At 73.4% G+C, this 24,352-nt stretch carries 27 protein-coding genes, 2 tRNA genes, 1 other RNA gene and 1 pseudogene; 11 read left to right on the plus strand and 20 right to left on the minus strand.

Annotation, left to right across the window (positions count from 1 at the left end; all coding sequences use genetic code 11):
• Nucleotide 1: 1 nt before the first annotated feature.
• Entirely contained in the window at nt 2-373 is a 372-nt protein-coding gene (locus tag ACIRG6_RS18695) for an STAS domain-containing protein (protein ID WP_403323597.1), read from the minus strand.
• A gap of 218 nt (nt 374-591) precedes the next feature.
• On the opposite strand from ACIRG6_RS18695, the gene ACIRG6_RS18700 reads away from it, so the two are divergent.
• Complete coding sequence (locus tag ACIRG6_RS18700; protein ID WP_364675209.1) at nt 592-1,317, plus strand: ANTAR domain-containing protein; 726 nt, start codon at nt 592-594, stop codon at nt 1,315-1,317.
• Nucleotides 1,318-1,356: 39 nt separating this feature from the next.
• Complete coding sequence (locus tag ACIRG6_RS18705; protein ID WP_403323598.1) at nt 1,357-2,067, plus strand: GAF and ANTAR domain-containing protein; 711 nt, start codon at nt 1,357-1,359, stop codon at nt 2,065-2,067.
• Here the strand turns inward: ACIRG6_RS18705 and ACIRG6_RS18710 are convergent.
• From ACIRG6_RS18710 to ACIRG6_RS18720, 3 genes are all read right to left on the minus strand, one after another.
• A complete protein-coding gene (locus ACIRG6_RS18710) occupies nt 2,050-2,871 on the minus strand; it encodes a YceI family protein (protein ID WP_350723878.1) in 822 nt (273 codons plus the stop codon). The genes ACIRG6_RS18705 and ACIRG6_RS18710 overlap by 18 nt on opposite strands.
• 146 nt (nt 2,872-3,017) lie before the next feature.
• On the minus strand, nt 3,018-5,552 hold the full coding sequence (locus ACIRG6_RS18715) for an MFS transporter (RefSeq protein ID WP_364675203.1): 2,535 nt from the start codon (nt 5,550-5,552) through the stop codon (nt 3,018-3,020).
• Nucleotides 5,553-5,565: 13 nt separating this feature from the next.
• Entirely contained in the window at nt 5,566-6,066 is a 501-nt protein-coding gene (locus ACIRG6_RS18720; RefSeq protein WP_318213489.1) for a MarR family winged helix-turn-helix transcriptional regulator, read from the minus strand.
• 206 nt (nt 6,067-6,272) lie between these two features.
• Here ACIRG6_RS18720 and ACIRG6_RS18725 point away from each other — a divergent pair, with 206 nt between their 5' ends.
• Nucleotides 6,273-6,473 carry a hypothetical protein gene (locus ACIRG6_RS18725; RefSeq protein ID WP_364675199.1) on the plus strand — a complete coding sequence of 67 codons (201 nt, stop codon included), beginning with the start codon at nt 6,273-6,275 and terminating at the stop codon, nt 6,471-6,473.
• A 98-nt stretch (nt 6,474-6,571) separates the two neighbouring features.
• Here ACIRG6_RS18725 and ACIRG6_RS18730 read toward each other — a convergent pair whose 3' ends face one another.
• From ACIRG6_RS18730 to ACIRG6_RS18765, 8 genes are all read right to left on the minus strand, one after another.
• Complete coding sequence (locus ACIRG6_RS18730) at nt 6,572-7,498, minus strand: RNA polymerase sigma factor SigF (RefSeq protein WP_189230275.1); 927 nt, start codon at nt 7,496-7,498, stop codon at nt 6,572-6,574.
• Between the two features lie 293 nt (nt 7,499-7,791).
• Nucleotides 7,792-8,703 (minus strand): RNA polymerase sigma factor SigF, encoded by a 912-nt coding sequence (locus ACIRG6_RS18735; protein WP_364675197.1) that lies wholly within the window; start codon nt 8,701-8,703, stop codon nt 7,792-7,794.
• Nucleotides 8,704-8,843: 140 nt separating this feature from the next.
• Nucleotides 8,844-9,137: a Dabb family protein gene (locus ACIRG6_RS18740; protein ID WP_239770996.1), complete on the minus strand. Its 294-nt coding sequence runs from the start codon at nt 9,135-9,137 to the stop codon at nt 8,844-8,846.
• Nucleotides 9,137-9,313, minus strand: coding sequence for a hypothetical protein (locus tag ACIRG6_RS18745; protein WP_077801305.1), 177 nt, complete (start codon nt 9,311-9,313; stop codon nt 9,137-9,139). The genes ACIRG6_RS18740 and ACIRG6_RS18745 overlap by 1 nt, the downstream gene beginning before the upstream one ends.
• Before the next feature lie 179 nt (nt 9,314-9,492).
• Nucleotides 9,493-9,577 (minus strand) — tRNA-Ser (locus ACIRG6_RS18750).
• Nucleotides 9,578-9,642: 65 nt separating this feature from the next.
• Nucleotides 9,643-10,077, minus strand: coding sequence for a tRNA adenosine(34) deaminase TadA (gene tadA / locus ACIRG6_RS18755; RefSeq protein WP_350723946.1), 435 nt, complete (start codon nt 10,075-10,077; stop codon nt 9,643-9,645).
• A 95-nt stretch (nt 10,078-10,172) separates the two neighbouring features.
• Nucleotides 10,173-10,709 carry a tRNA adenosine deaminase-associated protein gene (locus tag ACIRG6_RS18760; protein WP_318213487.1) on the minus strand — a complete coding sequence of 179 codons (537 nt, stop codon included), beginning with the start codon at nt 10,707-10,709 and terminating at the stop codon, nt 10,173-10,175.
• A 320-nt stretch (nt 10,710-11,029) separates the two neighbouring features.
• On the minus strand, nt 11,030-11,266 hold the full coding sequence (locus tag ACIRG6_RS18765) for a hypothetical protein (RefSeq protein WP_364675194.1): 237 nt from the start codon (nt 11,264-11,266) through the stop codon (nt 11,030-11,032).
• A 138-nt stretch (nt 11,267-11,404) separates the two neighbouring features.
• Between ACIRG6_RS18765 and upp the strand changes: the two genes are divergently transcribed.
• Nucleotides 11,405-12,040, plus strand: a complete 636-nt coding sequence (gene upp, locus ACIRG6_RS18770) for a uracil phosphoribosyltransferase (protein WP_189230280.1) — start codon at nt 11,405-11,407, stop codon at nt 12,038-12,040.
• Between the two features lie 27 nt (nt 12,041-12,067).
• Here upp and ACIRG6_RS18775 read toward each other — a convergent pair whose 3' ends face one another.
• From ACIRG6_RS18775 to ACIRG6_RS18805, 7 genes are all read right to left on the minus strand, one after another.
• Nucleotides 12,068-12,685 (minus strand): LytR C-terminal domain-containing protein, encoded by a 618-nt coding sequence (locus ACIRG6_RS18775; protein WP_318216291.1) that lies wholly within the window; start codon nt 12,683-12,685, stop codon nt 12,068-12,070.
• Between the two features lie 158 nt (nt 12,686-12,843).
• The gene (locus ACIRG6_RS18780; RefSeq protein ID WP_003999914.1) at nt 12,844-13,140 is read right to left on the minus strand and encodes a type II toxin-antitoxin system VapB family antitoxin; all 297 of its coding nucleotides are present in this window, start codon (nt 13,138-13,140) and stop codon (nt 12,844-12,846) included.
• 155 nt (nt 13,141-13,295) lie between these two features.
• A complete protein-coding gene (locus ACIRG6_RS18785) occupies nt 13,296-13,433 on the minus strand; it encodes a hypothetical protein (protein WP_403323602.1) in 138 nt (45 codons plus the stop codon).
• Nucleotides 13,434-13,493: 60 nt separating this feature from the next.
• The gene (locus ACIRG6_RS18790; RefSeq protein ID WP_403323604.1) at nt 13,494-13,859 is read right to left on the minus strand and encodes a hypothetical protein; all 366 of its coding nucleotides are present in this window, start codon (nt 13,857-13,859) and stop codon (nt 13,494-13,496) included.
• 95 nt (nt 13,860-13,954) lie between these two features.
• The gene (locus tag ACIRG6_RS18795) at nt 13,955-14,632 is read right to left on the minus strand and encodes an HdeD family acid-resistance protein (protein WP_364675184.1); all 678 of its coding nucleotides are present in this window, start codon (nt 14,630-14,632) and stop codon (nt 13,955-13,957) included.
• Between the two features lie 120 nt (nt 14,633-14,752).
• Entirely contained in the window at nt 14,753-15,355 is a 603-nt protein-coding gene (locus ACIRG6_RS18800) for an HhH-GPD-type base excision DNA repair protein (RefSeq protein WP_403323606.1), read from the minus strand.
• Between the two features lie 24 nt (nt 15,356-15,379).
• Nucleotides 15,380-16,102: a siderophore-interacting protein gene (locus ACIRG6_RS18805; RefSeq protein WP_364675179.1), complete on the minus strand. Its 723-nt coding sequence runs from the start codon at nt 16,100-16,102 to the stop codon at nt 15,380-15,382.
• An 82-nt stretch (nt 16,103-16,184) separates the two neighbouring features.
• Here ACIRG6_RS18805 and ACIRG6_RS18810 point away from each other — a divergent pair, with 82 nt between their 5' ends.
• From ACIRG6_RS18810 to ACIRG6_RS18830, 5 genes and pseudogenes are all read left to right on the plus strand, one after another.
• Nucleotides 16,185-18,254 carry a penicillin acylase family protein gene (locus ACIRG6_RS18810; RefSeq protein ID WP_364675176.1) on the plus strand — a complete coding sequence of 690 codons (2,070 nt, stop codon included), beginning with the start codon at nt 16,185-16,187 and terminating at the stop codon, nt 18,252-18,254.
• Nucleotides 18,247-18,855 carry a GNAT family N-acetyltransferase gene (locus ACIRG6_RS18815; RefSeq protein WP_403323608.1) on the plus strand — a complete coding sequence of 203 codons (609 nt, stop codon included), beginning with the start codon at nt 18,247-18,249 and terminating at the stop codon, nt 18,853-18,855. Before ACIRG6_RS18810 ends, ACIRG6_RS18815 begins: the two co-directional genes overlap by 8 nt.
• Before the next feature lie 5 nt (nt 18,856-18,860).
• On the plus strand, nt 18,861-19,340 hold the full coding sequence (locus ACIRG6_RS18820; protein WP_318213478.1) for a cupin domain-containing protein: 480 nt from the start codon (nt 18,861-18,863) through the stop codon (nt 19,338-19,340).
• Nucleotides 19,297-19,484, plus strand: a pseudogene (locus ACIRG6_RS18825) (SDR family NAD(P)-dependent oxidoreductase); the annotation flags it as partial. The gene ACIRG6_RS18820 and the pseudogene ACIRG6_RS18825, both read left to right, overlap by 44 nt.
• Nucleotides 19,485-19,744: 260 nt before the next feature.
• On the plus strand, nt 19,745-21,544 hold the full coding sequence (locus ACIRG6_RS18830; protein ID WP_403323676.1) for a copper resistance CopC/CopD family protein: 1,800 nt from the start codon (nt 19,745-19,747) through the stop codon (nt 21,542-21,544).
• 118 nt (nt 21,545-21,662) lie between these two features.
• On the opposite strand, the gene ACIRG6_RS18835 is transcribed toward ACIRG6_RS18830, so the two are convergent.
• Nucleotides 21,663-21,750: transfer RNA gene (locus tag ACIRG6_RS18835), tRNA-Ser, on the minus strand.
• 73 nt (nt 21,751-21,823) lie between these two features.
• Here ACIRG6_RS18835 and ffs point away from each other — a divergent pair.
• An RNA gene (gene ffs, locus ACIRG6_RS18840) (signal recognition particle sRNA small type) lies at nt 21,824-21,922 on the plus strand.
• Nucleotides 21,923-21,967: 45 nt separating this feature from the next.
• Nucleotides 21,968-24,277: a DNA polymerase III subunit gamma and tau gene (locus tag ACIRG6_RS18845; RefSeq protein WP_403323610.1), complete on the plus strand. Its 2,310-nt coding sequence runs from the start codon at nt 21,968-21,970 to the stop codon at nt 24,275-24,277.
• Nucleotides 24,278-24,352: the final 75 nt, after the last annotated feature.

The following is a 24,352-nucleotide window of genomic DNA, read 5'->3' on the forward strand; positions in this document are numbered from 1 at the left end:
CCTAGGCCGAAGGCCCGCCACCGGCCCGCACCGCCTCCGCGAGGTCGTCGTGGACCGGCACGTCGCGGCGCAGGCCCGTCAGCTCCAGGATCCGGCTCGGCGCACTCCTCGGGGTGGCCACCACCCGCAGCGCGGTCCGGCCGTCCAGCCGGTTGCGTACCTCTTCGAGAAGGCGGACGCCCTGGGAGTCCATGAAGTGGGTCGCGGTCAGGTCCAGGACGAGGAGGCGCAGCCCGGCGGAGTGATGGTCCACCGCGGCCATGATCATCGGCAGCAGTCCCGCGGCGTTGCAGTAGTCGATCTCCGGCGGCAGCGGCAGCACGGCGCAGCCGGGCGGATCGCACGGCTCGCACGGTTGGGGAAGGAAGGTCACGTCACTCACCTGACAGACGTCCGTCCGGCTTTCGGCAAGGCCGCTTCCTGACCCGGGCCCCATTCCATCACGCGGGGGACGGGTCACGAAAGGTGCCCGCCCGCTCCGTCGGCCGGGCGTCACCGGCGCGCAACCGAACAGCTAAAGTGCTGTTCGTCCTGTGCTCGCAGTCGGGAATGTGCTGCGGAGCTCTCCTGCGCACGGCCGGATGGCCGTGCATGCCGAAGAGGTTCGTGGTGTCTGCGTCCGAATTTACCGATTTGCCGCGTTTTCCGGTGGGATTCGAGCTGGCCGAGGCTCTGACCACGGCGGCCCGGCAGCTGCACGAGACGGGCACCGCGGACAACACCCTGCGCACCGCGGTCGAGCTGGCCGTGCACCTGATGCCCGGCGCCGAACACGCCGGCATCTCGGAGATCGAGCGCGGCAGCGGGTGCCGCACGCTCGCCTGGACCGACGAGGTCGTGCACTTGGCCGATGTCCGGCACGCGGGCCGTGCACCGCACCCGGACTGGGAGCGGCTGTGGACCACGCCCGTGGTGCGGATAGCGGACACCGAGGCCGACGGCGGCGGCAACACCCTGTCCGACCTCGGCCTCCGCTCGGCGCTGTCCCTGCGGCTGCGTGCCGACCGGCGCCGTCTGACCGTGCTGACGGCCTACGCACGCGAGCCGCACGCCTTCGACGAGGACGCCACCCGCGTCGGCCGCCTGTTCACCGCGCACGTCAGCCTCGCCCTTGACTCGGCGACCGTGCGCGAGCAGCTCACCGAGGCGATGCGCACCCGGGACCTGATCGGCCAGGCCACCGGCATCCTCATGGAGCGCATGACCATGGACGCGGCCGGTGCCTTCGACTCCCTGGTCAAGGCCTCGCAGCGGGAGAACGTCAAGCTGCGCGACCTTGCCCGCCGCATCGTCGACGCGAACAACACCTCCGGGTGACGAGGCGTTGACGGGCGTTGACGGGATATCCGTAGGGCCATGACCGCACAGACCCCCGAGAGCCCCGAGACGCTGGACCGGGCGTTGGCGCGCAGTCAGGGACTCGACACCCTGCTGCGCGATCTGACCGACCGCGCGGTGCGCGAGGTGCCCGGCGCCGTCGCCTGCTCGGTCACGGTGCGCCGGGCCGACCGGCTGATGACCCTGGCGGGCAGCTCCGGCCTCCCCAACGGCCTGGACCTGCGCCAGTACGAGAACGGCTCGGGCCCCTGTGTGGACGCCGCCGAGACCGACAGCCCCCGCTACTCCCCCGACCTGGCCGAGGAGACCCGCTGGCCCGCGTACACGGAGTACGCGCTGGCCACCGGGGTGCGCTGCGTGCTGGCGCTGCCGCTGGCCGTCGAGGGCGAGACGGGCGCCGCGCTCAACTTCTACGGCGTCGAACCCGACTCGCTGGGTGAGGGACGCGAAGCGGCCCGCACCTTCGCGGTGCGGGCCGCCGACGCGGTCAACGAGGCCCTGCGCATCGAGCGGCAGCGTTCCTCGGCGGCCGACGTGCGCACCGCCCTGATCTCCCGCAGCGTCATCGACCAGGCGGTCGGCATCCTCATGGCCCGGGAGCGGATCGACGCCCACCGGGCCATGGAACGGCTGCGCCGGGCCTCGCAGCACACGAACGTCAAGCTCCGGGACCTGTGCGACGAGCTGGTGGCCCGGGCGTCCGGCGGCGCCTCACGCGGCCGGCAGTGACTCCCCCTGGACCGCCTGGATGTCCAGCTCGACCCTGAGCGTCGTACCGATGGCGGCGATGCCCGCCTGGAGGACCTGGTTGTAGTTCATGGCGAAGTCCTCGCGCCGCAGTTCCGTGGTCGCGCGGAACGCCGCCCGGGTGCCGCCCCACGGGTCGGCGCCGGTGCCGAGGTAGGCCAGGTCCAGGTCGACCGGGCGGACGACGCCGTGCAGGCCCAGCTCCCCGTGGACGGTCCAGCGGTCGGAGCCGGCCTGGGTCACCCCGGTGGACCGGAAGGTGATCTCCGGGTACCGCTCGACGTCCAGGAAGTCCGCGGAGCGCAGGTGGGTGTCGCGCATGCCGTTGCCGGTGTCGATGGAAGCCGCCTTGATCACCGCCTCCACCCGGGACTTCGTGACGTCGTCCGGCGCGATCTCGACCGTGCCGGCGAAGTCGGTGAAGCGGCCGTGCACGCTGGAGATGCCCAGGTGCTGGGCGACCGCGGCCACGCTGGAGTGTGCCGGGTCGATGGTCCACGGCCCGGGCGGCGGCAGTTCGGTGCCGCCCTGGCGGGCCAGCGTCACGGTGCCGACCTCGGCCCGGCCGCTCGCGGTGACGATGGCGCTGGAGGCGGCGGGCGCGTAGCCGACGGCCGTGACGATGACGGTGTACGCCCCCGGCGCCAGCTCGGTCGTGTCCCGGACGGCGCCCTCGGCGTCCGCCTCGGCGCGCAGCACCTGGGTGCCGGTCATGTCGGTCACCGTGACGACCGCGTGCGACACGGCCCATCCGTCCCGCGTACGGATCCTCGCGGTCAGTCCCATCCCGTTGTCCCCTGTTCTCCCCAGAAAGCGGGCCCATAGGTCTGCATAGGCCCGAGAAGCCTTATAAATCGGTCACAAAGAGACCGGCCCGTGGCGGCGGCGCGCCTCCGCTCGGAGCGCGCGGGCCGCCACGGGCCGGGGTATCGCTACTCGCCGGGGTGGGCGAGCTCGATGTCGTGGTCGTCGACACCCTGGCCGGCGACCGTGAGGGCCGTCGCCACCGGCGGGTAGCCGGTCGCGATGACGGTGTACTCACCGGCGTCCAGGTCGGTGAAGGCGTACGCCCCGTCCGAGCCGGTGGTGGCCGTGCCGACCACGTTGCCGGCCGCGTCGACCAGGGTCACGCGGGCGTCGGCCAGCGGACCGTGCGGCGCCCGCACGACACCCTGGACCTCGGCGCCGGCCTGCAGGTCGACCTCGACGCGGGTGACACCGGTGCCGCCCACCTCGACGGGCAGGGCGCGCGGCCGGTACCCGGCGGCGTTCACCGCGACGGTCACCGTGCCCGGCACCAGCTCGGCGAAGGCGAACTCGCCCGCCTCGCCGGTGGCGGCGGTGGCCAGCAGGTCACCGCGCACGTCGGTCACGATCACCATCGCGTCCTTGACCGGCTGCCCGCTCTCCGCGGCACGGACCAGGCCGGTGAGCCCGCTGGTGCCGCTGAGCAGGATGTCGTAGGCGACCGGTTCGTCGTTGACGACGATCGTGGACGCCTGCGGCTGGAAGCCGTCGGCGGAGGCGATCAGGACGTACGATCCCGCGCTCGGCGCGTCGACCGCGTAGGAGCCGTCGGCCTGGGCGACCGACCGTCCCAGCTGCCGGCCCGCCAGCGAGATCAGCGTGACGGCGGCCTGCGGGACCGGCGCGGACTCCGCGCCGCGGACGAAGCCGCGGACCGGGATGCCGCCGGAGACGGGAGCCTCCGGGCTCGCGGCCGTGGCGACGGCGGCGAGCCGCTGCGTGGCCGCGGGCTGAACGGCGGTGTCGGCGTCCTGCGCGGCGGCCACCGCACCGGCCGGAACCGGCTCGGCGACCCGGGTGGCCTCGGCCGGAACCGGGGCGACGGGGGAGGCGGTCTCGGCGGCGGACTCCGCGGCCTGGGCCAGGGCACCGGTGGTGCGCAGCGGGACCTCCTTGATGAACAGGGTCACCAGGAAGGCGAGCAGGGCGATCGGCGCGACGTACAGGAAGATGTCGGCGATGCCGTGCCCGTAGGCGCTCTCGAGCCAGTTGCGGATGCCCGGGGGCAGCAGGTCCATGTCGGGGATCGCGCCGCTGCCCGAGGACTTCGCGGCCGCCGCCTGCTCCTGCGGGCTGAGCGAGCCGATGGTGTCCGAGGCGTAGTGGCTGATCCGGGAGGACATCACGGAGCCGAGCACCGAGACGCCGACCGCACCGCCGAGGGAGCGGAAGAAGGTCACCGTGGAGGAGGCGGCACCCAGGTCGCCCGGGGCCACCTGGTTCTGCGTGCAGAGCACCAGGTTCTGCATCATCATGCCGACGCCGAGGCCCATCAGCGCCATGAAGATCGCGATGCGCCAGTACGGGGTGTCGTACCGCATGGTGCCCAGCAGGCCGAGGCCCGCCGTCAGCAGCACGCCGCCGGCCAGCAGCCAGCCCTTCCACTTGCCGGTCTTGGTGATGATCTGACCGGAGACGGTCGACGACACGAACAGGCCGCCGATCATCGGGATCGTCATGACGCCCGACATGGTCGGGGACTTGTCCCGCGCCAGCTGGAAGTACTGGCTGAAGTAGACGGTGCCCGCGAACATCGCGATACCGACGAACAGCGAGGCGATCGACGCCAGAGTGATGGTGCGGTTCCTGAACAGGCGCAGCGGGATGATCGGCTCGCTGGCCTTGGTCTCGACGAAGCAGAAGATCAGCGTCAGGACGATCGCGCCGCCGACCATGACACCCGTCTGCCACGACATCCAGGAGTACTTGTCGTCGGCGAAGGTGACCCAGATCAGCAGCAGGCAGACGGCCGCGGTGACGAAGAAGGCACCGGCCCAGTCGACCTTGACCTTGCGCTTGAGCACCGGCAGGTGCAGCGTCTTCTGGAGCACGATCAGCGCGATGATCGCGAAGGGCACGCCGACGTAGAGGCACCAGCGCCAGCCGAGCCAGCTGGTGTCGGTGATGACACCGCCGAGCAGCGGGCCGCCGACGGTGGCGACGGCGAAGGTCGCGCCGAGGTAGCCGGAGTACCGGCCGCGCTCACGCGGCGAGATCATCGCGGCCATGATGATCTGGGCCAGGGCGGACAGACCGCCGGCGCCCAGACCCTGGATGACACGCGCACCGATCAGCATCGCCGGGTTCTGCGCCAGACCGGCCACGACGGAGCCGAGGACGTAGACGCAGAGGGCTATCTGGACCAGGGCCTTCTTGCTGACCAGGTCCGCGAGCTTGCCCCACAAGGGGGTGGAGGCGGTCATCGCCAGCAGCGAGGCGGTGACGACCCAGGTGTAGGCGCTCTGGCCGCCGCCGAGGTCACCGATGATCTCGGGCAGGGCGTTGGTGACGATGGTGGAGGACAGGATGGCGGCGAACATGCCGAGCAGCAGCCCGGACAGCGCCTCCATGATCTGCCGGTGCGTCATCGGAGCGTCTCCGGAGGAGCCTCCCCCGTGCTTGGCATGAGCCCGCACACCGGCTGGTGTGGTCGTTGCCATGGACTTCCTTTACTTACGTGGTGACTGCGGGTGTACGGGTGGTCTGTTCGACCGCGGGTGGTACGGCGGGCCGGCCCACGGGGGACCGGCAGTCGTCGAAGCTCGCCCTGAGCCTGGCCATCAGCCGGGTGAGCTGGCCGACCTCCTCGTCGGACCAGTCGCTCAGGCGGTGGGCCAGCAGCTGGGTCGTCCGTTCGGACAGGTCGTCCAGCTGGGCCTGGCCCTCGGGCGTCAGGCGCAGGATGCGCGAGCGCTTGTCCGCCGGGTCCGGGGAGCGTTCGATCCAGCCCCGCTCGGCGATGTGGGCCACATGGCGGCTGGTCACCGACATGTCCACGGCGAGCAGCTCCGCGAGCTTGCTCATGCGCATGTCGCCATGGCGGCCCAGCAGCGTCAGTACGGCGGCCGAGCCGCCGGGGCAGTGGGCGGGCAGGATCCGGCCCAGCTCCCGTTTCACGGCGCCGAAGGCGCTGAACTGGCGGATCAGCTCCTCGTACTGCGCCCTCTCGGCCATGCGCACCTCCCGCATTCGTTGCTTAGGGCAACCATAGGAGCGGTTGGTTGCTACAGGCAAATAAAAACGGGGTCCCGCCCATAAAAAGTTGGCAAAGGCAAGTATTGCGATAGTAAACACCCAGGTGGGTGGCGGTGACCTGCGACAACGGGTCTGCGGAGCCCCGCACTTGGGCCCCACCCGCGGATTCGCTAGTGTCTCGGCCCATGGCTAACAACCAGGGCCCCCAGGGCAATTACGACCCCGCAGGCAGCACCCAGATGTTCCGCGCGTTCGTCGACGAGGGCGCCCCCCAGGCCCGGCAGGCGGACCCCGTCGCCTCCTCGGGCCCCCGCATCGGCCTGATCATCGGCATCGTGGCCGCCGTGGTGGTCGTCGCGGCCGTGGCCTGGCTGGCGCTGAAGTAGCACGGGGCACGGACCCCCGTACGACGCGACCGCCGCGGCCCCCAGGGGGTGCCGCGGCGGTCGCCTTGCTGTCGTGGAGTGCCGGGGGCGGGGCGGGCTCAGTCCGAGATGAGTCCCTCGCGCAGCTGCGACAGGGTGCGGGTGAGCAGCCGGGAGACGTGCATCTGCGAGATGCCGACCTCCTCGCCGATCTGCGACTGGGTCATGTTGGCGAAGAAGCGCAGCATGATGATCCGCCGCTCCCGCGGCGGCAGCTTGGCCAGCAGCGGCTTGAGGGACTCGCGGTACTCCACGCCCTCCAGCGCCGTGTCCTCGTAACCGAGCCGGTCCGCCAGCGAGCCCTCGCCACCGTCGTCCTCCGGGGCGGGGGAGTCCAGCGAGGAGGCGGTGTAGGCGTTGCCCACCGCGAGGCCGTCGACGACGTCCTCCTCGGACACGCCCAGTACGGCGGCCAGCTCGCCGACCGTCGGGGAGCGGTCCAGCTTCTGGGAGAGCTCGTCACTGGCCTTGGTCAGCGCCAGGCGCAGCTCCTGGAGCCGGCGCGGGACGCGCACGGACCACGAGGTGTCCCGGAAGAACCGCTTGATCTCGCCCACGACCGTCGGCATCGCGAAGGTCGGGAACTCCACGCCCCGCTCGCAGTCGAAGCGGTCGATCGCCTTGATCAGGCCGATGGTGCCGACCTGGACGATGTCCTCCATCGGCTCGTTGCGGGAGCGGAAGCGCGCGGCGGCGTAGCGCACCAGCGGGAGGTTGAGCTCGATCAGGGTGTCCCGGACGTACGCGCGCTCCGGGCTGTCCTGGTCGAGTGCGGCGAGCCGCAGGAACAGGGAGCGGGACAGGGTGCGGGTGTCGATGTTCGTCGAGGCCGCCAGGGCGGGGGCTTCGGCTGCCGGGAGGGCCTGAGCCGGCACGGCGTCGAGGGTCGGGACGTCATCGATGGAGCCGAGCGCCTGGAGCGCGTCGGGCGCGGTCTCGCTCTCCGCGAGCGCGAGCACCTTCGAGCTGCCCTGGTCTACGGACATGCCACCCCCTTTGGGTCGCGGGACGGTCGCGGCGGACGCTCCCACGGTGGGAACGCAGCCTTCACCTGAATACCGGCGCCGAAGCCCCGGCAAACGCGTCTCCGGCAGAATGTCACATGTCGGCAACGCGCTGTAGTGACATGTCGACATGCGAGACACGAAAACCCCCTGGAAAGAGGGGGTCTGACGGGGTGTCGGACGGAATCCGCCCGCAACGGCCCTGGTGAGCGATTCGCTCGCACCGGTGACTGCTCGGCCATGCTTTCGGATGTGCGCCGGGTTGCGCCTTCAGGTTATGCGTCGATCCGGTTGGCGGACCTCAATCGCTGGAAACTGCGCGCGAGCAGCCGCGAGACGTGCATCTGCGAGACGCCGAGTTCCGCGCTGATCTGCGACTGGGTGAGGTTGCTGTAGTAGCGCAGCAGCAGAATGCGCTGCTCCCGCTCCGGGAGCTGGACGAGCAGATGACGGACGAGGTCGCGGTGCTCGACGCCGTCCAGCGCGGGGTCCTCGTAGCCGAGCCGGTCGAGCAGCCCGGGCAGCCCGTCGCCCTCCTGCGCGGCCTCCAGCGAGGTGGCGTGGTACGACCGGCCCGCCTCGATGCAGGACAGCACCTCGTCCTCGCCGATGCGCAGCCGCTCGGCGATCTCGGCGGTGGTCGGGGAGCGTCCGAAGGCGGTCGTCAGGTCCTCGGTCGCGCTGTTGACCTGCACCCACAGCTCGTGGAGCCGGCGCGGTACGTGCACGGTGCGCACGTTGTCGCGGAAGTAGCGCTTGATCTCGCCGACCACCGTGGGCATGGCGAAGGTCGGGAACTGCACCCCGCGGTCCGGGTCGAAGCGGTCGATGGCGTTGATGAGCCCGATGGTGCCGACCTGGACCACGTCCTCCATCGGCTCGTTGCGCGAGCGGAAGCGCCCGGCGGCGTAGCGGACCAGCGGGAGGTTGGCCTCGATGAGCGCCGCGCGTACGCGGTCGTGCTCCGGAGTACCCGGCTCGAGTCCCTTGAGCTCCCCGAAGAGCACCTGGGTAAGGGCCCGGGTGTCGGCGCCGCGGCTGCGCTGCGGCGCGGGGGGCCGCTCGGGCGCCTCATGGGCCTGTGCGGGGGGTGCGGGCGGTGCCTGAGGCGCAGTACTGGCCGGCACGGTCAACTCCACCTCGTGATCCGTCAACTCATAGGTCAACTCTCCGTCAAAAGCGGTCATAGCATCACAAGACATGCGCACGGTGCGCAAGCACCCCATAACGCCGTGTTGAGGGCATTCGGGCATGCGAGACGCGGCCGTCCCCGCACACAGACCAGCCCCCCGACGTTTCCGGCGGGGGGCTGGGGGTGCGCGGTGCCTCAGAACTCGTAGTCGGCGATCACCCAGGTGGCGAACTCCCGCCACAGCGCGACGCCCGCCTGGTGCGCCGGGTGGTCCACGTAACGCCGCAGGGCGTCGGTGTCCTCCACGGCGGAGTTGATGGCGAAGTCGTAGGCGATGGGGCGGTCGCTGATGTTCCAGGCGCACTCCCAGAAGCGCAGCTCCTCGATCTGGTCGCCGAGGGCCCGGAAGGCCTCGACGCCCTTCACGACGCGCGGGTCGTCACGCTCGACGCCCTCGTTCAGCTTGAACAGCACCAGGTGACGGATCATCACTTACCTCCGTTGGCGGCCCAGGTCATGAAGTCCCCGACGGCTCCCGCGGCGTCGGATATGCCCTGGAACCCGATCTGGACATAGTCGGCGGCCTTGGCCGGGTCCGTGATGATCACGTACAGCACGAAGACCACGAGCACGTAGACGGCGATCTTCTTCGCGTTCACCGCCACCGCGGCCTCCCCCTGGGACTTCCTCGGACTCTGCGCTACCGGCGGTGAGTGTAACTGTCCGCTCCCGTGTGCGATCAATGCCTCGATCCGGTGACCGGCCTCGCCGCCGCTCCGGAGGGGGCGAGCCGCCGACCCGGAAAAGGCGAAGGGCCCAGTCCTCGGACTGGGCCCTTCTGCTGCGGTAGCGGAGGGATTTGAACCCTCGGTGACTTGCGCCACACTCGCTTTCGAGGCGAGCTCCTTCGGCCGCTCGGACACGCTACCGAGAGAGACCTTACAGCACAGTGCGGCATGGTTCGAAATCGGTATCGGCGGTTCCCCGGCGGGTGTCAGCGGTCGCGGAAGAAGTCCGTGAGCAGCAGGGCGCACTCCTCCGCGAGCACGCCCTCGATCACCTCGGGCCGGTGGTTGAGCCGCCGGTCGCGGACGACGTCCCACAGGGAGCCGGCCGCGCCCGCCTTGTCGTCGCGGGCGCCGTAGACGACGCGGTCCACCCGGGACTGCACCAGCGCGCCCGCGCACATCGTGCACGGCTCCAGGGTGACGACGAGCGTGCAGCCGGTCAGCCGCCACCGGTCGCCGAGCCGCGCCGCGGCCCGCCGGATCGCCAGCACCTCCGCGTGGGCCGTCGGATCGCCGGTGGCCTCGCGTTCGTTGTGCCCGGCCGCCAGCACAGTGCTGCCGTCCGGGGCCAGCACGACGGCGCCGACGGGAACGTCCCCGCCCCGCGCGGCGTGCGTGGCCTCGGCCAGGGCGAGCCGCATCGCGGGCCGCCACCGGTCGCGTACCGGGTCCGGCACGGCCGGGTCCTGATCCGGGCCCGGCGGCACCCGCCCCGGGCCCTCGTCGATCGGTGCGGTCAGCGGACCGTCTCCAGCACCTCGGAGGCGCCCAGCGCCTCGGCGATCTCGCCGACCGCGTCCCCGGACATCGCCCGCAGCTCCTTCTCGCTCACGCCGAAGTCGTCGAGGACCTCGGCGTCGCCGACCGGGCCGTGCGGCACGGAGGACTCGCCGGCGTCCGCGTCGTCGTCGCCGTCGGCTGCGTCGTCGGTCTCACCGTCCTCCGTACCGTCGAGGTCGAGGGCGTCGAGGTCGGCGACGTCGTCACCGGGATCCCGGCCGAGCAGTTCGTCGGTGAGCAGGATCTCCCCGTAGCTGCTGCGGGCGGCCGCGGCGGCGTCCGAGACGTAGATGCGGGGATCCTCCTCGCCGTCCACGCGGACGACTCCGAACCACGCGTCCTCCTGCTCGATCAGCACGAGCACCGTGTCCTCGTCGGGAGAGGCTTCCCGTGCCAGGTCGGTCAGATCCGACAGGGTCTCCACATCGTCGAGCTCCGTGTCGCTCGCTTCCCACCCGTCTTCGGTGCGCGCGAGCAGTGCGGTGAAGTACACCGTGACTCTCCCACTGGTCGTAGGCGTGCCGGTTGGGGTTCCCCCCGGCGGAGGTTGTGGGCGGGGCAAGCGGTCCCCCGAGCCCCACCCACTCGGAATCGTGGCAGAAACAAGGCCTTCGGGGGACATCTTCGGCGCCCTGTGTCCCGCTGTTTTGATCGCGGGTCCGTGCGTGTGTGTCCGAGCCGGACCCGGCGGCGCAGTCCTTGCCGCCACTCGCGGATCGTACGCGGCTTTTCCCCGGGGCCGTGCACACCCGTTCCCGTGCCGTCGGCGCGGCGCGCGATCTTCCCCCGACGGGCTCTGGAACAGGCCCCGCGCTACCAGCGGAACGTGCGCATGCGCATCGCGTGGCGCAGCCGGGCGGCCTTGGCGCGGCGCGGCTGGACGCGGTCCCGCAGCTCCCGGGCCTCCGCGAGATCGCGCAGGAACTGGGCCCGGCGCCGTCGGCGCTCGGACTCCACCTCCGGCCCCGGCCCGCGCTGCGTCCCCGTCCTCCGACGCGTCCCCGGCTCCTCGCTCGGGGACGACGCGTCGTGAATGTCCCGGTCAGGCACAGTCTCACCACCCAGCGTCCGTCCCTCCCACCTTCCCCCGGACGGACGGTTTGACTCCCGTGAGCGGGCCAAGCGGCTGCCGTGGGCCTGCCCGCCCGCGGGGACGCCGGTGCGACGGGCCCGGTTACTGTGGTGGACATGCGTCTCCACGTCGTCGACCACCCCCTGGTCGCTCACAAGCTCACCACGCTGCGCGACCAGCGCACGGACTCCGCGACCTTCCGCCGTCTCGCCGACGAGCTGGTCACCCTGCTCGCCTACGAGGCCACGCGCGACGTGCGCACCGAACAGGTCGACATCCGGACGCCGGTCACGCAGACCACCGGCGTCAAGCTCTCCCACCCGCGCCCGCTGGTGGTGCCGATCCTGCGCGCCGGTCTCGGCATGCTCGACGGCATGGTCCGGCTGCTGCCGACCGCCGAGGTGGGCTTCCTCGGCATGGTGCGCAACGAGGAGACGCTGCAGGCCTCCACGTACGCCACCCGCATGCCGGACGACCTCTCCGGGCGCCAGGTGTACGTCCTGGACCCGATGCTGGCCACCGGCGGCACGCTGGTCGCCGCCATCCAGGAGCTGATCAAGCGCGGCGCCGACGACGTCACGGCCGTGGTGCTGCTCGCGGCCCCCGAGGGCGTCGAGGTGATGGAGCGCGAGCTGGCCGGCACTCCGGTGACGGTCGTGACGGCCTCGGTCGACGAGCGCCTCAACGACCAGGGCTACATCGTGCCGGGCCTCGGCGACGCGGGCGACCGGATGTACGGAGCGGCCGAGTAGCCGCTCACGGCGTGTCCCTGAGGCTGCTCAGCAGTCCTTCTTCTCCGCGGCGGACGTCGGCTGCGGCGCGGCCATCCGGGCCAGCGCCGCGTCGGCGTCCGCCCGCTCCGCCAGCCCCTTGAAGCCGTTGCCGATGATCAGGTCCAGGGTGGCGCCCTTGCGGGCCGCGTCGGTGCGGCGCTCGGCGGCCGGGAGCTGGGTGCCGAGCACGGGCAGCGAGCCCTTCAGGGCCGCGGCGGGCCCGAGCAGCACGCCCGAGCCGTCGACCTTCTTGTCGAACTGCGCGGGCGCGTTGGTCACCTCGCCGATGCGGAAGCCGCGCTTCTTCAGCTCGTCGGCGGTCTGCTGCGCGAGGCCCTTGCGGGTGGTGGCGTTCAGGACGTTGACGGTGACCTGCGCCGGCTTCGGTACGGTCACCGCGGCGGGCGAGGCGCTCGCGCGGGCCGGGGTGGCCCTGCAGGCCGCGGTACCGGCCGCCGACGCCTCGTCGCCGCCGGTGAAGACGTCGATGAGCTGCAGCGTGCCCCAGCCGAGGACCCCGAGAACGGTGGCGCAGGCGACGCCGGCGAACGCGAGCCTGCCGCGTCGCCGGGCCGGGCGCATCCGCGGGAACTTGTCCCCCGTGATCTTGTACTGTCCGCCCATGCCAGGGGGAGTCAGCATGCTCATGGGCGCAGCGTAATGCGCTCGGGCGGCGATGCCTATTAGATGATCAGTCGGTGTTCCGCGGTTCGCCGCAATGCCACCCGAAAGGGTCAAGGCGCGGCGTCGCGGAGGCCGGTACGGACCTCGTCGCGGTCCGGTCAGTCGAGTTCGAGGACGCGCGCGTGCAGTACCTGACGCTGTTGCAGCGCCGCGCGGACCGCGCGGTGGAGGCCGTCCTCCAGGTACAGGTCACCCTGCCACTTCACGACGTGCGCGAAGAGGTCGCCGTAGAACGTGGAGTCCTCGGCGAGGAGGGTTTCCAGGTCCAGTTGACCCTTGGTCGTCACGAGCTGATCGAGGCGGACCGGGCGCGGCGCGACGTCCGCCCACTGCCGGGTGCTCTCCCGGCCGTGGTCGGGGTACGGCCGGCCGTTTCCGATGCGCTTGAAGATCACACGGAAAGCCTACCGGCCCGGGCGTCGCGGGCGCAGCCATGGCGGCGCAGTGCGGCGCCGGAAAAGACACCGTAAACGAGGGCAAACGGGAAGGGGGTCCCGGTGGGACGGCCGTGCGGACGTCCCACCGGGTGCGGTGACCGTGGATTTCCCGGTCAGTCACGCCTCTTGTCCCGTGCGGGCGGCCGCCGTTCGCGCGGGGGCTGCGGCGCGGGCTCCGGTTCGGCGGGGGTGCGGCGGGCGGCTTCGGCGCGCAGGAGGGCGCGCAGGACGGCATAGGGGTCGTTGAGCATGGCTGTGCTCCTGATGACGCGTTCTGTGGGCGGGCTGGGGGACCGGTGTGGCCGGTCCGGTCAGCAGCGCAGGACCACGGAGCGCGTGCCGCGCGGTGGGTGCGGCGGAGCGGGCGGTGCCGGGTGCCCGTCGGGGCGGGCGTGCCCGGTGGTGGCGGGCAGGAGGGTCCACCGGGGCGGTGCCGGGCGCCCGGCGAGCCGGGCCGGTGCCCTGGGGGCGTTGTCGAGGTGGTCGTACTCGGCGGCCGGGCCGTTCGGGCCGCCGCTCTCGCCGGCCACCACGGCCGGGGGCGGCACCGCCGGGGCCTGGGCCTGCGCGCAGGGCACGAGCAGGGCGAGCAGCAGGACCAGGGCCCGCACCCAGGTGCCGCGGCGTCCGGCGCGTCCGGCGCGGTCCGTGGCGGCGGTGTGCGATGCGGGCCTCACACGGATCGTGTCCCCGCCCGGCGTACCCCGTTCAGCACGCCCCGGGCGGGAACCGCTCGCTCGGCCTACGGGCGGGCGACGGCGGCGTGCGCCGTTCACACCGTGTGCGGGACCCTGCGGGCCCGGCTCCGGATGCTCAGGGACGTGACGATCTCGACCACGCCGACGACGACGAGCCACCAGCCGCCGAGCACCGTGAGGACGGCGACGGACTCGACGGGCGAGTCGATCAGGACGATGCCGGCGAGCACCGTGACGATGCCGAGGAAGATGTGCCAGCCGCGCGCGGGCATCGCCGGGTCGTGGGCGGCGGCCACGGTCTGGGTGATGCCGCGGAACAGCCAGCCGATGCCGATCCACAGCGCGAGCAGCAGGACGGACTGGAGCGGGCCGCGGAAGCAGAGCAGGCCCAGCAGGACCGACACGGCCCCGCTGATGAACGCGAGGATCCGCAGCGAGGTCCTGCTGTGCGTGCCGAAGGCGGACGCCAGTTGCAGGACGCCGCTGACGAGGAGGTAGAGGCCGAACAGCACACCGGCGACGCGCAGGGAGGCGCTCGGCCAGAGCAGGACCAGCACACCGAGGACCAGGGAGGCGATCCCGGTGAGCAGGACCGTCTGCCAGGCGGTGCGGGACAGGAGGTGCAGGGGCCCTTCGAAGGGCGGCTCGGGCTCGTGCCCGCCGGGGGACCGGGTGTGCGTCCCGTGCCGGGCGTGGACCCCGCGGTCGTCGTACGGCGGGCCCCCGGGGGAGCTGTTCGGTGGCTCGGTCATGGTCCATGCTGGGAGCGGCCGTGGACCGGCCGCCACCTGGAGTGGTCCACCGGGCTGACGTCGCGGGCCGGCGCGGGCGGCGCCGCCTCGTGCTCCCGGGACCGGGCCGTGGGCCCCCGGCTACGTGCCGGCGGCCTTCGCGGCCTTCGCGGCCTTCGCCGCCGCCTTCATCTCCTGCTTGTGCGCGCGGACCTTGGTCAGCGACTCGGGGCCGGTGATGTCGGCGACCGAGCGGAAGGACTTGGGCTCGCCGTAGTCGCCCGCCGCCTCCCGCCAGCCCTCGGGCCGGACGCCGAGCTGCTTGCCCAGCAGCGCCAGGAAGATCTGCGCCTTCTGCCTGCCGAAGCCCGGCAGCTCCTGGAGCCGCTTCAGCAGCTCCTTGCCGGTGCCGACGCCCCGCCAGACGGCCTCGGCGTCACCGTCGTAGGTCTCGACGAGGTACCGGCACAGCTGCTGGATGCGGCCCGCCATGGAGCCGGGGTAGCGGTGCACGGCGGGCTTCTCGGACAGCAGGGCCGCGAATCCCTCGGGGTCGTACGCGGCGATGTCGTGGGCGTCCAGGTCCTCGGCGTTCATGCGCCGGGCGATGGTCGACGGGCCCTTGAACGCCCACTCCATGGGGACTTGCTGGTCCAGCAGCATGCCGACCAGCGCGGCGAGCGGACTGCGGCCGAGGAGTTCGTCGGCCTCGGGGTCCTGGGCGAGGTGAAGAGTGACGTCCATGTCCTGATGATCGCGTGTGCGGGCTCAGGCCGCGCGCCAGTACCCCAGCGCGTTCACCCGCTGCTTGGGCACGCCCAGGTCCTTGCGGACGTGGGCGGCCAGGGCCCGGGTCGTCGCCGTGTCGCAGGCGATCCAGACGTACGGCTCGGTGGTGTCGCGGAGCAGTCCGGGCAGCGCTTCCTTCACCTCCGCGACCAGGTGGGCGCCCCCGTCGCGGCGCGGGACCGTGCGGACCTCGTGCCGGGCCGGGTCGGTGCGCAGGGGGAGGCCCTCGGTCCCGCCCTCGAACCAGATGGTCGCCGGGACCGTGTCCAGCGCGTCGAGGAGCGAGTTCAGGGCAGGCAGGGACGCCGGGTCGGCGACGGCGAAGAGGCGGGAGGGCGCCGGGTCGGGGTGCTGGAAGCCGGTGCCCTGGACCGTCGCCTCGATGGTGTCACCGGGCTTCGCGGCCCGCGCCCAGTCGCTGGCGCACCCTTCGTGCAGGGCGAACTCCATGCCGAAGGTGCCGGTCGCCGGGTCCGGGTCGACCAGCGTGTACGCCCGCTGGTGCGGCTTGCCCGCGTCGTCGAACCAGAGCCGCACCCACATCGTGGGGTGGACGCCCGTCGCCGCCAGCAGACCGCCGTCGGACAGGCGCAGCCGCCGGAAGTCCGGGGTGACGTCCTCGGCGTCCGTCACGGTGAACTCGAAGTCCTTCGCACGCATCAGCTTGAGGACCGCGCCCTCCCAGCCCCGCCCCTGCCCCATCGGTTGTTCACCTTTCACGTACGATTCCGCGACGACGTAAGACTTAGGTGAGCCTAACCTAAAGGAAAGTAGGGGCACAGGGGTGAGCGCCGAGATATACCGCGACGCCTGGGGGATTCCGCACCTGCGCGCGGACAGCGCGGACGCACTCGCCCGCGCCCAGGGCCGCGTGACCGCCCGGGACCGGGCCTGGCAGCTCGAGGTCGAGCGGCACCGCGCCCAGGGCACCTCGGCGTCCTTCCTCGGAGCGGAGGCCCTGCCCTGGGACCGGTTCGCCCGCCGGGCCCTGCTCGCCGACACCGCCCGCCGCTGCTTCGCGGCCCTGGAGGAACGGGACCCGGAGACGGCCGCGTGGGTGCGGGCGTACGTCGACGGCGTGAACGAGTCGCTCGAAGGGGACGAGTCCGCCCCCGAGTTCGCGCGCACCGGCCTCGCGCCCGGCCGCTGGGAGCCCTGGACCCCGCTCGCCGTCTGGCTGGCCACGCACATCCTCTTCGCCGGTTTCCCCGCCAAGCTCTGGCGTGAGCACATCACCGGGCACCTCGGCCCGGACGCCGTCGCCCTGTTCGCCGCCGACGGGCCCGGCACCGCGGGCAGCAACGGCTGGCTGGTGAGCGGCGAGCGGACCGTGACCGGGCAGGCGGTCATCGCGGGCGACCCGCACCGCTACATCGAGGACCCCGGCGTCTACCAGCAGATCCACCTGTCCTGCCCGGAGTTCGACGTCGTCGGCCTCGCCGTGCCCGGCGTCCCCGGCATCGCCCACTTCGGCCACACCGGCACGGTCGCCTGGGCCATCACCAACGCCATGGCCGACTACCAGGACCTCTACCGCGAACGGCTGCGCCGCACCGGCGCCGGCGTCGAGGCGCTCGGCCCGGACGGCGCCTGGCACCGGGCGGCCCGGCACACCGAGCTGATCCGGGTCGCGGGGGAGGAGAGCGTCGAGGTCGAGGTCATCGAGACCGCCCGGGGCCCGGTGATCGCCGGCGGACCCGAGGGCCTGGACGACGGCACCCCCCTCGCCCTGAGCCTGCGCCACCCGCCCCGCGTCACCGCCGACCTGGGCTTCTCCGCCCTGCTGCCGCTGCTGCGGGCCCGCCGGGCCGCCGACGTGGACCGGGCCCTGGACGCGTGGGCCGAGCCGGTCAACGTCGTGCAGGCCGCCGACACCGGGGGCGGGCTGCTGCACCGGGTCGCGGGCCGGGTGCCGGTGCGGGCCGCCGCCAACCGCCTGGGCCCCGTGCCCGCGTGGGAACCCGGCCACGAATGGCGGGGCTGGCACGAGACGCCCCGCGCCGGGCTCACCGACGGCGTCGCCGTGATGGCCAACCAGCGCGGCCCGGCCGGCCCCCTCGGCGTCGAGTTCGCCCCGCCGCACCGCGCCGAGCGCATCGCCGCCCTGCTCGCCGCCAAGGACCGCTGGTCGGCCGCCGACATGCCCGCGATCCACACCGACACCCACCTCGCCTCCGCAGCACCGCTCCTCGAGCACCTGGCGGCCCTGGAGAACATCACCCCCGAGGCCGGCGCCCTGCGCGACCGCCTGCTCGCCTGGGACCGCCGCATGGACGCCGGCAGCACCGACGCGGCGGCCTACGCGGCCGTGCGCGGCGCGGTCGTACGGCGCCTGGCGGCACACCCGGCCCTCGCCGCGGCCGCCGTCCCGCCCGCGTACCCCGAGGTGTTCCTGCCGTGGCTGGCGCTCGTGCCGCGCGTCGCCTACGCCCTCGAACACCTGCTGCGGGCCGAGGTCCTGTACGGCATCGACCGCGCCGGGGCCGTCCGCGCGGCCCTGGAGGAGGTGGCCGCGCGAGAGCCCTCGGGCACCTGGGGCGACACCCACCGCCTCGCCCCCTGGCGGGCGCTGCCGGACACATCCCGGGAGGAGCCCGGCCTGTCCGGCGACCACGACTGCGTGCTGTGCACCTCCGCCGTCCCCGGCCTCACCGACCGCGCCGCACGCGGCCCCGCCGCCCGGTACGTCTGGGACCTGGCCGACCGGCAGGACAGCCGCTGGGTGGTCCCCCACGGCGCCTCGGGCGTCCCCGGCTCGCCCCACCACCGCGACCAGCAGCCCCTGTGGCTCGCCGGGGAACTCGCCCCGGTGGTCACCGACTTCGACCGGCTCGTGAAGGAGACCGATGTCTGACCCGTACCTCTTCCGGACCCCCGTCCACGAGCAGGCGCTCGACGGTTTCGGCACCGTCCGGATCCTGCCCCTCGACCCCGCCGCGGACACCGAGGTGATCCACCGCTGGGTGAGCGAGGAGCGGGCCGCGTTCTGGGGCATGAACGGCCTCACGAGGGATCAGGTCGCCGGGATCTACGCCCACATGGCCGGCCTCGACACCCACCACGCCTTCCTGGTGGTCGAGGACGGCGAGCCCGTCGCCCTGTTCCAGACCTACGAACCCGAGGCCGACCGGGTGAGCGAGTGCTACGACGTCGAACCCGGCGACATCGGCGTCCACCTGCTGCTCGCCCCCGCCGGGAAGGACGGCGCGCGGCCCGGCTGGACCGCCGCGCTGTCGGGGGCCCTCGTCGCGTACGCCCTGCTGGGTCTGGACCGGAAGCGGATCGTGGTCGACCCGGACGTGCGCAACGACAAGGCCGTCGCCCGCTTCCTCAAGCAGGGCTTCACCGCCGGACCTCGGGTCGTGCTGCCGGAGATCGACCTGCCGGACGTGTACCTGCCCGAGAAGACGGCACAACTCGCCTTCCTCCGCCGGGAGGTAGCCTTCCCGGGGTGACCCCGGTGACCCCTGAGGATCTCGTCGCGCACTACGGGCTGGAGCCGATCCCGCGCGAGGGCGGCCTGTTCCGGCGTACCTGGGCCGGTCCGCAGCGCCCGGACGGACGCCCCGCGGGCTCCGCCGTCGTCGTCCTGCTGACCTCCCGCCCGGGCGACTTCTCCGCCCTGCACCGCCTGCCCGCCGACGAGGTCTGGCACTTCTACCTCGGTGATCCGCTGGAACTGCTGCTCCTCGGCCCGGACGGCGGCGCGCGTACGGCGGTGCTCGGCCCGGACGTCCTGGGCGGGCAGCACGTGCAGTTCACCGTCCCCGCCGGGACCTGGATGGGCGGCCGGGTGGCGGCGGGCGGCGCGTGGACGCTGTTCGGCTGCACGATGGCGCCCGGATTCACCTACGGGGACTACGAGCACGGCGACGCGTCCGCCCTCACGGCGCGCTATCCGGCCGAGGCCGCGCGGATCGTGGAACTGTCCCGGCCATGACCTCCTCGACGGTACGGCCGCCCTGGTCACGGGTACGGGCGGCGGCATCGGCCGGGGCATCCGCCGCGGTTCGCCGAGGGGGGCGCGGCGGTCGCGGTGCACTGCCGTACGGGCGTGCGGGCGGCACGGGAGGTGGCCGGGCGGGCGACGCGTGCGTGGTCCTCGCCTCGCGGCCGGCGTCCTGGACCGCGGGCCACGACCTGGTCGTGGACGGCGGGGGCACGGCACGCCCGACGTGGTGAGGGCGGGCCCGGCCCTGCGGTGAGCGCGACGGCGCCCGCGTCCGTACGTATCCCCGAAGCGGCGAGACCCGGCGACGGAGATGTGACGTGAGGCGAGGCGGTGCGGGCGGTACGGGCCCGGATTCCCGGATGCCCCGGGGGCGGCGGCCCCTGCGGGGGCTGGTGCTGCTGGGGGCCGTACTGGTCCTGCTCGTCCTCGGCGGCGCGGGACCGGCGTCCGCGCACGCCGCCCTCCGCTCCACCGACCCCGGCGACGGCACCGTCCTCCAGCGGGCCCCCCGCGCCGTCACTCTGACCTTCACCGAGTCCGTCGGCCTGCGCGACGACTCCTTCCGCGTCCTCGATCCCGGCGGCCACCGGCTGCACACCGAGGACGCCGGGCACGCGGACGGCCGCTCCGACACGGCCCGCGTCACCCTGCCGGGCACGCTGGGTGAGGGCACCTACACCGTGGCCTGGCGGGTCGTGTCGGCCGACAGCCACCCCGTCTCCGGCGCCTTCACCTTCTCCGTCGGCAAGCCCTCCGCGACGACCGCCGCGGTCGCCGCCGGCCCCACCGAGGACCCCTTCACCGCCGTCCTCCACAGGATCGCCCGCTACCTCGCCTACCTGGCCGCCGCCCTGCTCGTCGGCACGGCCGCCTTCGTCGCCCTGTGCCGCCCGCCGGAGCCCGCCCCGCTGCGCCGGCCCCTGGTGGCCGGCTGGTGGACCCTGCTGGCGGCCACCGTGGCGCTGCTGGTGCTGCGTGCCCCGTACGAGGCGGGGACCGGCCCCGCGACGGCCCTGGACGCCTCCGCCCTCGGCGACACCCTGACGAGCCGTCCCGGCGTCCTGCTGCTGACCCGGCTGGCGCTGCTCGTGCCGACGGCGCTCTTCCTCGCCCGGACGTCCCGCCGCCGCGAGCGCGGCCCCCTCACCACCGCGGCGGGCGCCGCCCTGGCCGTCGGACTGGCCCTGACCTGGGCCGCCGCCGAGCACGCCGTCGCCGGCCCCCAGGTGCCCCTGGCGGTGACGTCGTCGGTACTCCACCTGCTGGCCACGGCCGTCTGGCTCGGCGGCCTCGTGGCCCTGCTCACCACCCTGCGCGGATCCCCGGACGCCTCCACGGTCGCCCGCTTCTCCCGCGTCGCCCTCGCCTGCGTGACCGTCCTGGGCGTCACCGGCGTCTACCAGTCCTGGCGCGGCCTCGGCTCCTGGCCGGCGCTCACCGGGACGACGTACGGGCGGCTGCTGCTCGCCAAGCTGGCCGGGGTGTGCGTGCTGCTGGCGGTGGCGGCGGTGTCGCGGCGGTGGACGGGCGCCCTGGTGGGGCGGGCTCCCGTACCGGAGGGGGAACGGGCGCGGGCGACGGAGGCTCTCGTACCGGTGGGTGCCTCGCCGCGGACCGCCTCGCCCACGCCACCGTCGGCTGCCTCCCCGGCCGGACCGGGGGCGGTGCCCAGCGGGCCGGCCTTCGGGGACGAGCACGTCACCGCCCACCGCCGGGGCCTGCGCCGCTCCGTCCTGGCCGAGGCCGTGGTCGCGGCCGTCGTTCTCGTCCTGACGACCCTCCTCACCAGCACCCTGCCGGGCCGGGCGGCGACCGAGGCGGCACGCTCCGCACCGGCGGGCGGGGTGCTGCCCGCGTCCGTCACCACGATCCCCTTCGACGCGGGAGCCTCCGGCGGCCGGGGCACGGTCCAGATCACCCTGGACCCCGGCCGGACCGGCGACAACGCGGTGCAGGCCGTCGTCTTCGGCCCCGACGGGAGCCTGGCCGCCGTTCCCGAGCTGCGCCTCTCCTTCTCCCTCCCCGACCGGGAGATCGGCCCGATCGCCGCCGAACTCGTCGACCGGGGCGGCTACTGGAGCGCCAACTCCCTCACCCTTCCCCTCCCCGGCACCTGGACCATGAAGGCGACGGTGCGGGTGACGGAGGTGGACCAGGTGAGCGAGACGAGGCGGATCCGGATCCTGCCCTGAACTCTCTTCTGTGGCGTACGGCACGTACGGAGACGGCCGGCGCAGCGACGCTGTCGGACAACGTCGAAGGGCCCCCTGTTTCCAGGGGGCCCTTCGACGTTAGTGCCCGGTGAGGCACTGGCGGAGGATACGAGATTCGAACTCGTGAGGGGTTGCCCCCAACACGCTTTCCAAGCGTGCGCCCTAGGCCTCTAGGCGAATCCTCCGCGGCAAACATTACATGACGTCGGAGAGTGCTTGCGAACTCGTTCTCGGGGCCCCGGATCGGGTAACGTGTGGCACAGCCCCTCACGCGGCGCTATCTGACTGAACTCCCCCAGGGCCGGAAGGCAGCAAGGGTAGGTCGGCTCTGGCGGGTGCGTGGGGGGCGCTTGCGTTCGCGGGGCGGTCCGGTTGTCGGTGGGCGCCTATAACCTCGTATGCGTGTCGTCTCTCGCGCTCTACCGCCGTTACCGCCCGGAGTCCTTTGCCGAGGTCATCGGGCAGGGGCATGTCACCGACCCGCTGCAGCAGGCGCTGCGGAACAACCGGGTCAACCACGCCTACCTGTTCAGCGGTCCGCGCGGGTGCGGCAAGACGACCAGCGCGCGCATCCTGGCGCGGTGCCTGAACTGCGAGCAGGGTCCGACGCCGACGCCGTGCGGCGAGTGCCAGTCCTGCCGCGACCTGGCGAGGAACGGACCGGGTTCGATCGACGTCATCGAGATCGACGCCGCCTCGCACGGTGGTGTGGACGACGCCCGTGACCTGCGGGAGAAGGCGTTCTTCGGGCCCGCCCACAGCCGGTACAAGATCTACATCATCGACGAGGCCCACATGGTCTCCCCGCAGGGCTTCAACGCCCTGCTGAAGGTCGTCGAGGAGCCCCCGGAGCATCTGAAGTTCATCTTCGCGACCACCGAGCCCGAGAAGGTCATCGGGACCATCCGGTCGCGGACCCATCACTACCCGTTCCGGCTCGTGCCGCCCGGCACCCTGCGCGACTATCTCGCCGAGGTGTGCGGCAAGGAGGACATCCCCGTCGAGGACGGCGTGCTGCCGCTGGTGGTGCGGGCGGGTGCCGGTTCCGTGCGGGACTCCATGTCGGTCATGGACCAGCTCCTCGCGGGCGCCGGACCCGCCGGTGTGACGTACGACATGACGACGGCCCTCCTCGGCTACACGGACGGTTCGCTGCTCGACTCCGTCGTCGAGGCGTTCGCCTCGGGAGAGGGCTCGGCCGCCTTCGAGGTCGTGGACCGGGTGATCGAGGGCGGCAACGACCCGCGGCGCTTCGTCACCGACCTGCTGGAGCGGCTCCGCGACCTCGTCATCCTCGCCGCCGTGCCCGACGCCGCCGAGAAGGGGCTCATCGACGCCCCCGCCGACGTCATCGAGCGGATGCAGGCCCAGGCGCGGTCCTTCGGCGCGGCCGAGCTGAGCCGCGCCGCCGACCTCGTCAACGAGGGCCTCACCGAGATGCGCGGCGCCCACTCGCCCCGTCTCCAGCTGGAGCTGATCTGCGCGCGCGTGCTGCTGCCCGCCGCGTACGGCGACGAGCGGTCGGTGATGGCCCGGCTGGACCGGATCGAGCGCGGGGTGCAGTTCTCGGGGGGCGCCGGGGCGCCCGCCATGGGGTACGTGCCCGGGCCCGAGGCGCATGCCGGTGCGGTGAGCCCTTCGGCCGCCGCGCCGGTTCCGCCGGGCGGCGGTCCGGCCGCGGCCCGGGCGGCGGTCCGGGGGCCGGGCGCCGGTGGTGGCGCGCCGGCCGGGGAGGGCGCGCCCTCGGTGCCGGGTGCCGGCCCCGCGCCCACGCCCGCGCCCGCTCCGACGCCTGCGCCCGCTCCCGCTCCCGCGCCCGGCCCGGCCGCCGGTGGCGGAGGCGGGCAGCCCCCGGCACCCACCGCGCCCGCACCGGCCCCCGCGCCCGGCGCCTGGCCCACCGCGGCCCCCGCGGGCGGCGGGCGGCGTCCCGGAGGATGGCCCACGGCGGCACCGACGGGCGGCGGACAGCCCCAGGCACCGGCCGCCCCGGCCCAGGCTCCGCCCGCGTCCGCCCCGGCCCCCGCGCCGGCCGCCGCCGTGCCGCCCGCCGCCCCGGCGCCGGCCCCGAGCGGCGGGCCCGACCCGCGCTCGCTCTGGCCCAACATCCTGGAGGCGGTCAAGAACCGCCGCCGGTTCACCTGGATCCTGCTCAGCCAGAACGCCCAGGTGACCGGCTTCGACGGCACGACCCTCCAGATCGGCTTCGTCAACGCCGGAGCCCGCGACAACTTCCTGAGCAGCGGCAGCGAGGACGTGCTGCGGCAGGCCCTCGCCGAGCAGTTCAACGTGCAGTGGAAGGTCGACGCGGTCGTCGACCCCTCCGGCGGCTCGGCGCCCCCGCCCTCCGCCGGCCCGCCCGGCGGCTACGGCGGCGGTGGCTTCGGCGGCTCCGGTGGCGGTGGCTACGGGGGGCCGGCCGGCGGCGCGCCCGCCCAGCGTCCGGCGGCGCCGGCACCCGCGGGCCCGTCGTCCCAGGGCGCCGGTCCGTCCGCGGGGCCCCCCGCGCACGGCCCGTCGGCGCAGGCGTCCGCCCCGGCGGCCGACCCCGCTCCCCGGCCCGCGGCCCCCGAGCCGCCGCCCCCGGTCTCCCCGGAGGACGACATCCCGGAGGACGACGACCCCGACCTCGACGAATCGGCCCTCTCCGGCAAGGACCTGCTCGTACGGGAGCTGGGGGCGACGGTGGTCGAGGAGATCGCGCACGAGTAGGCGCCGCCCGCCCGGGGCGGTACTGGAGGAACGCACAAGCGCTCTCGTCCCGCCCTCTCGGAAGCCCGCACAAAC

It is taken from the genome of Streptomyces flaveolus, assembly GCF_044765825.1.
Classification (GTDB): Bacteria; Actinomycetota; Actinomycetes; order Streptomycetales; family Streptomycetaceae; genus Streptomyces; species Streptomyces flaveolus.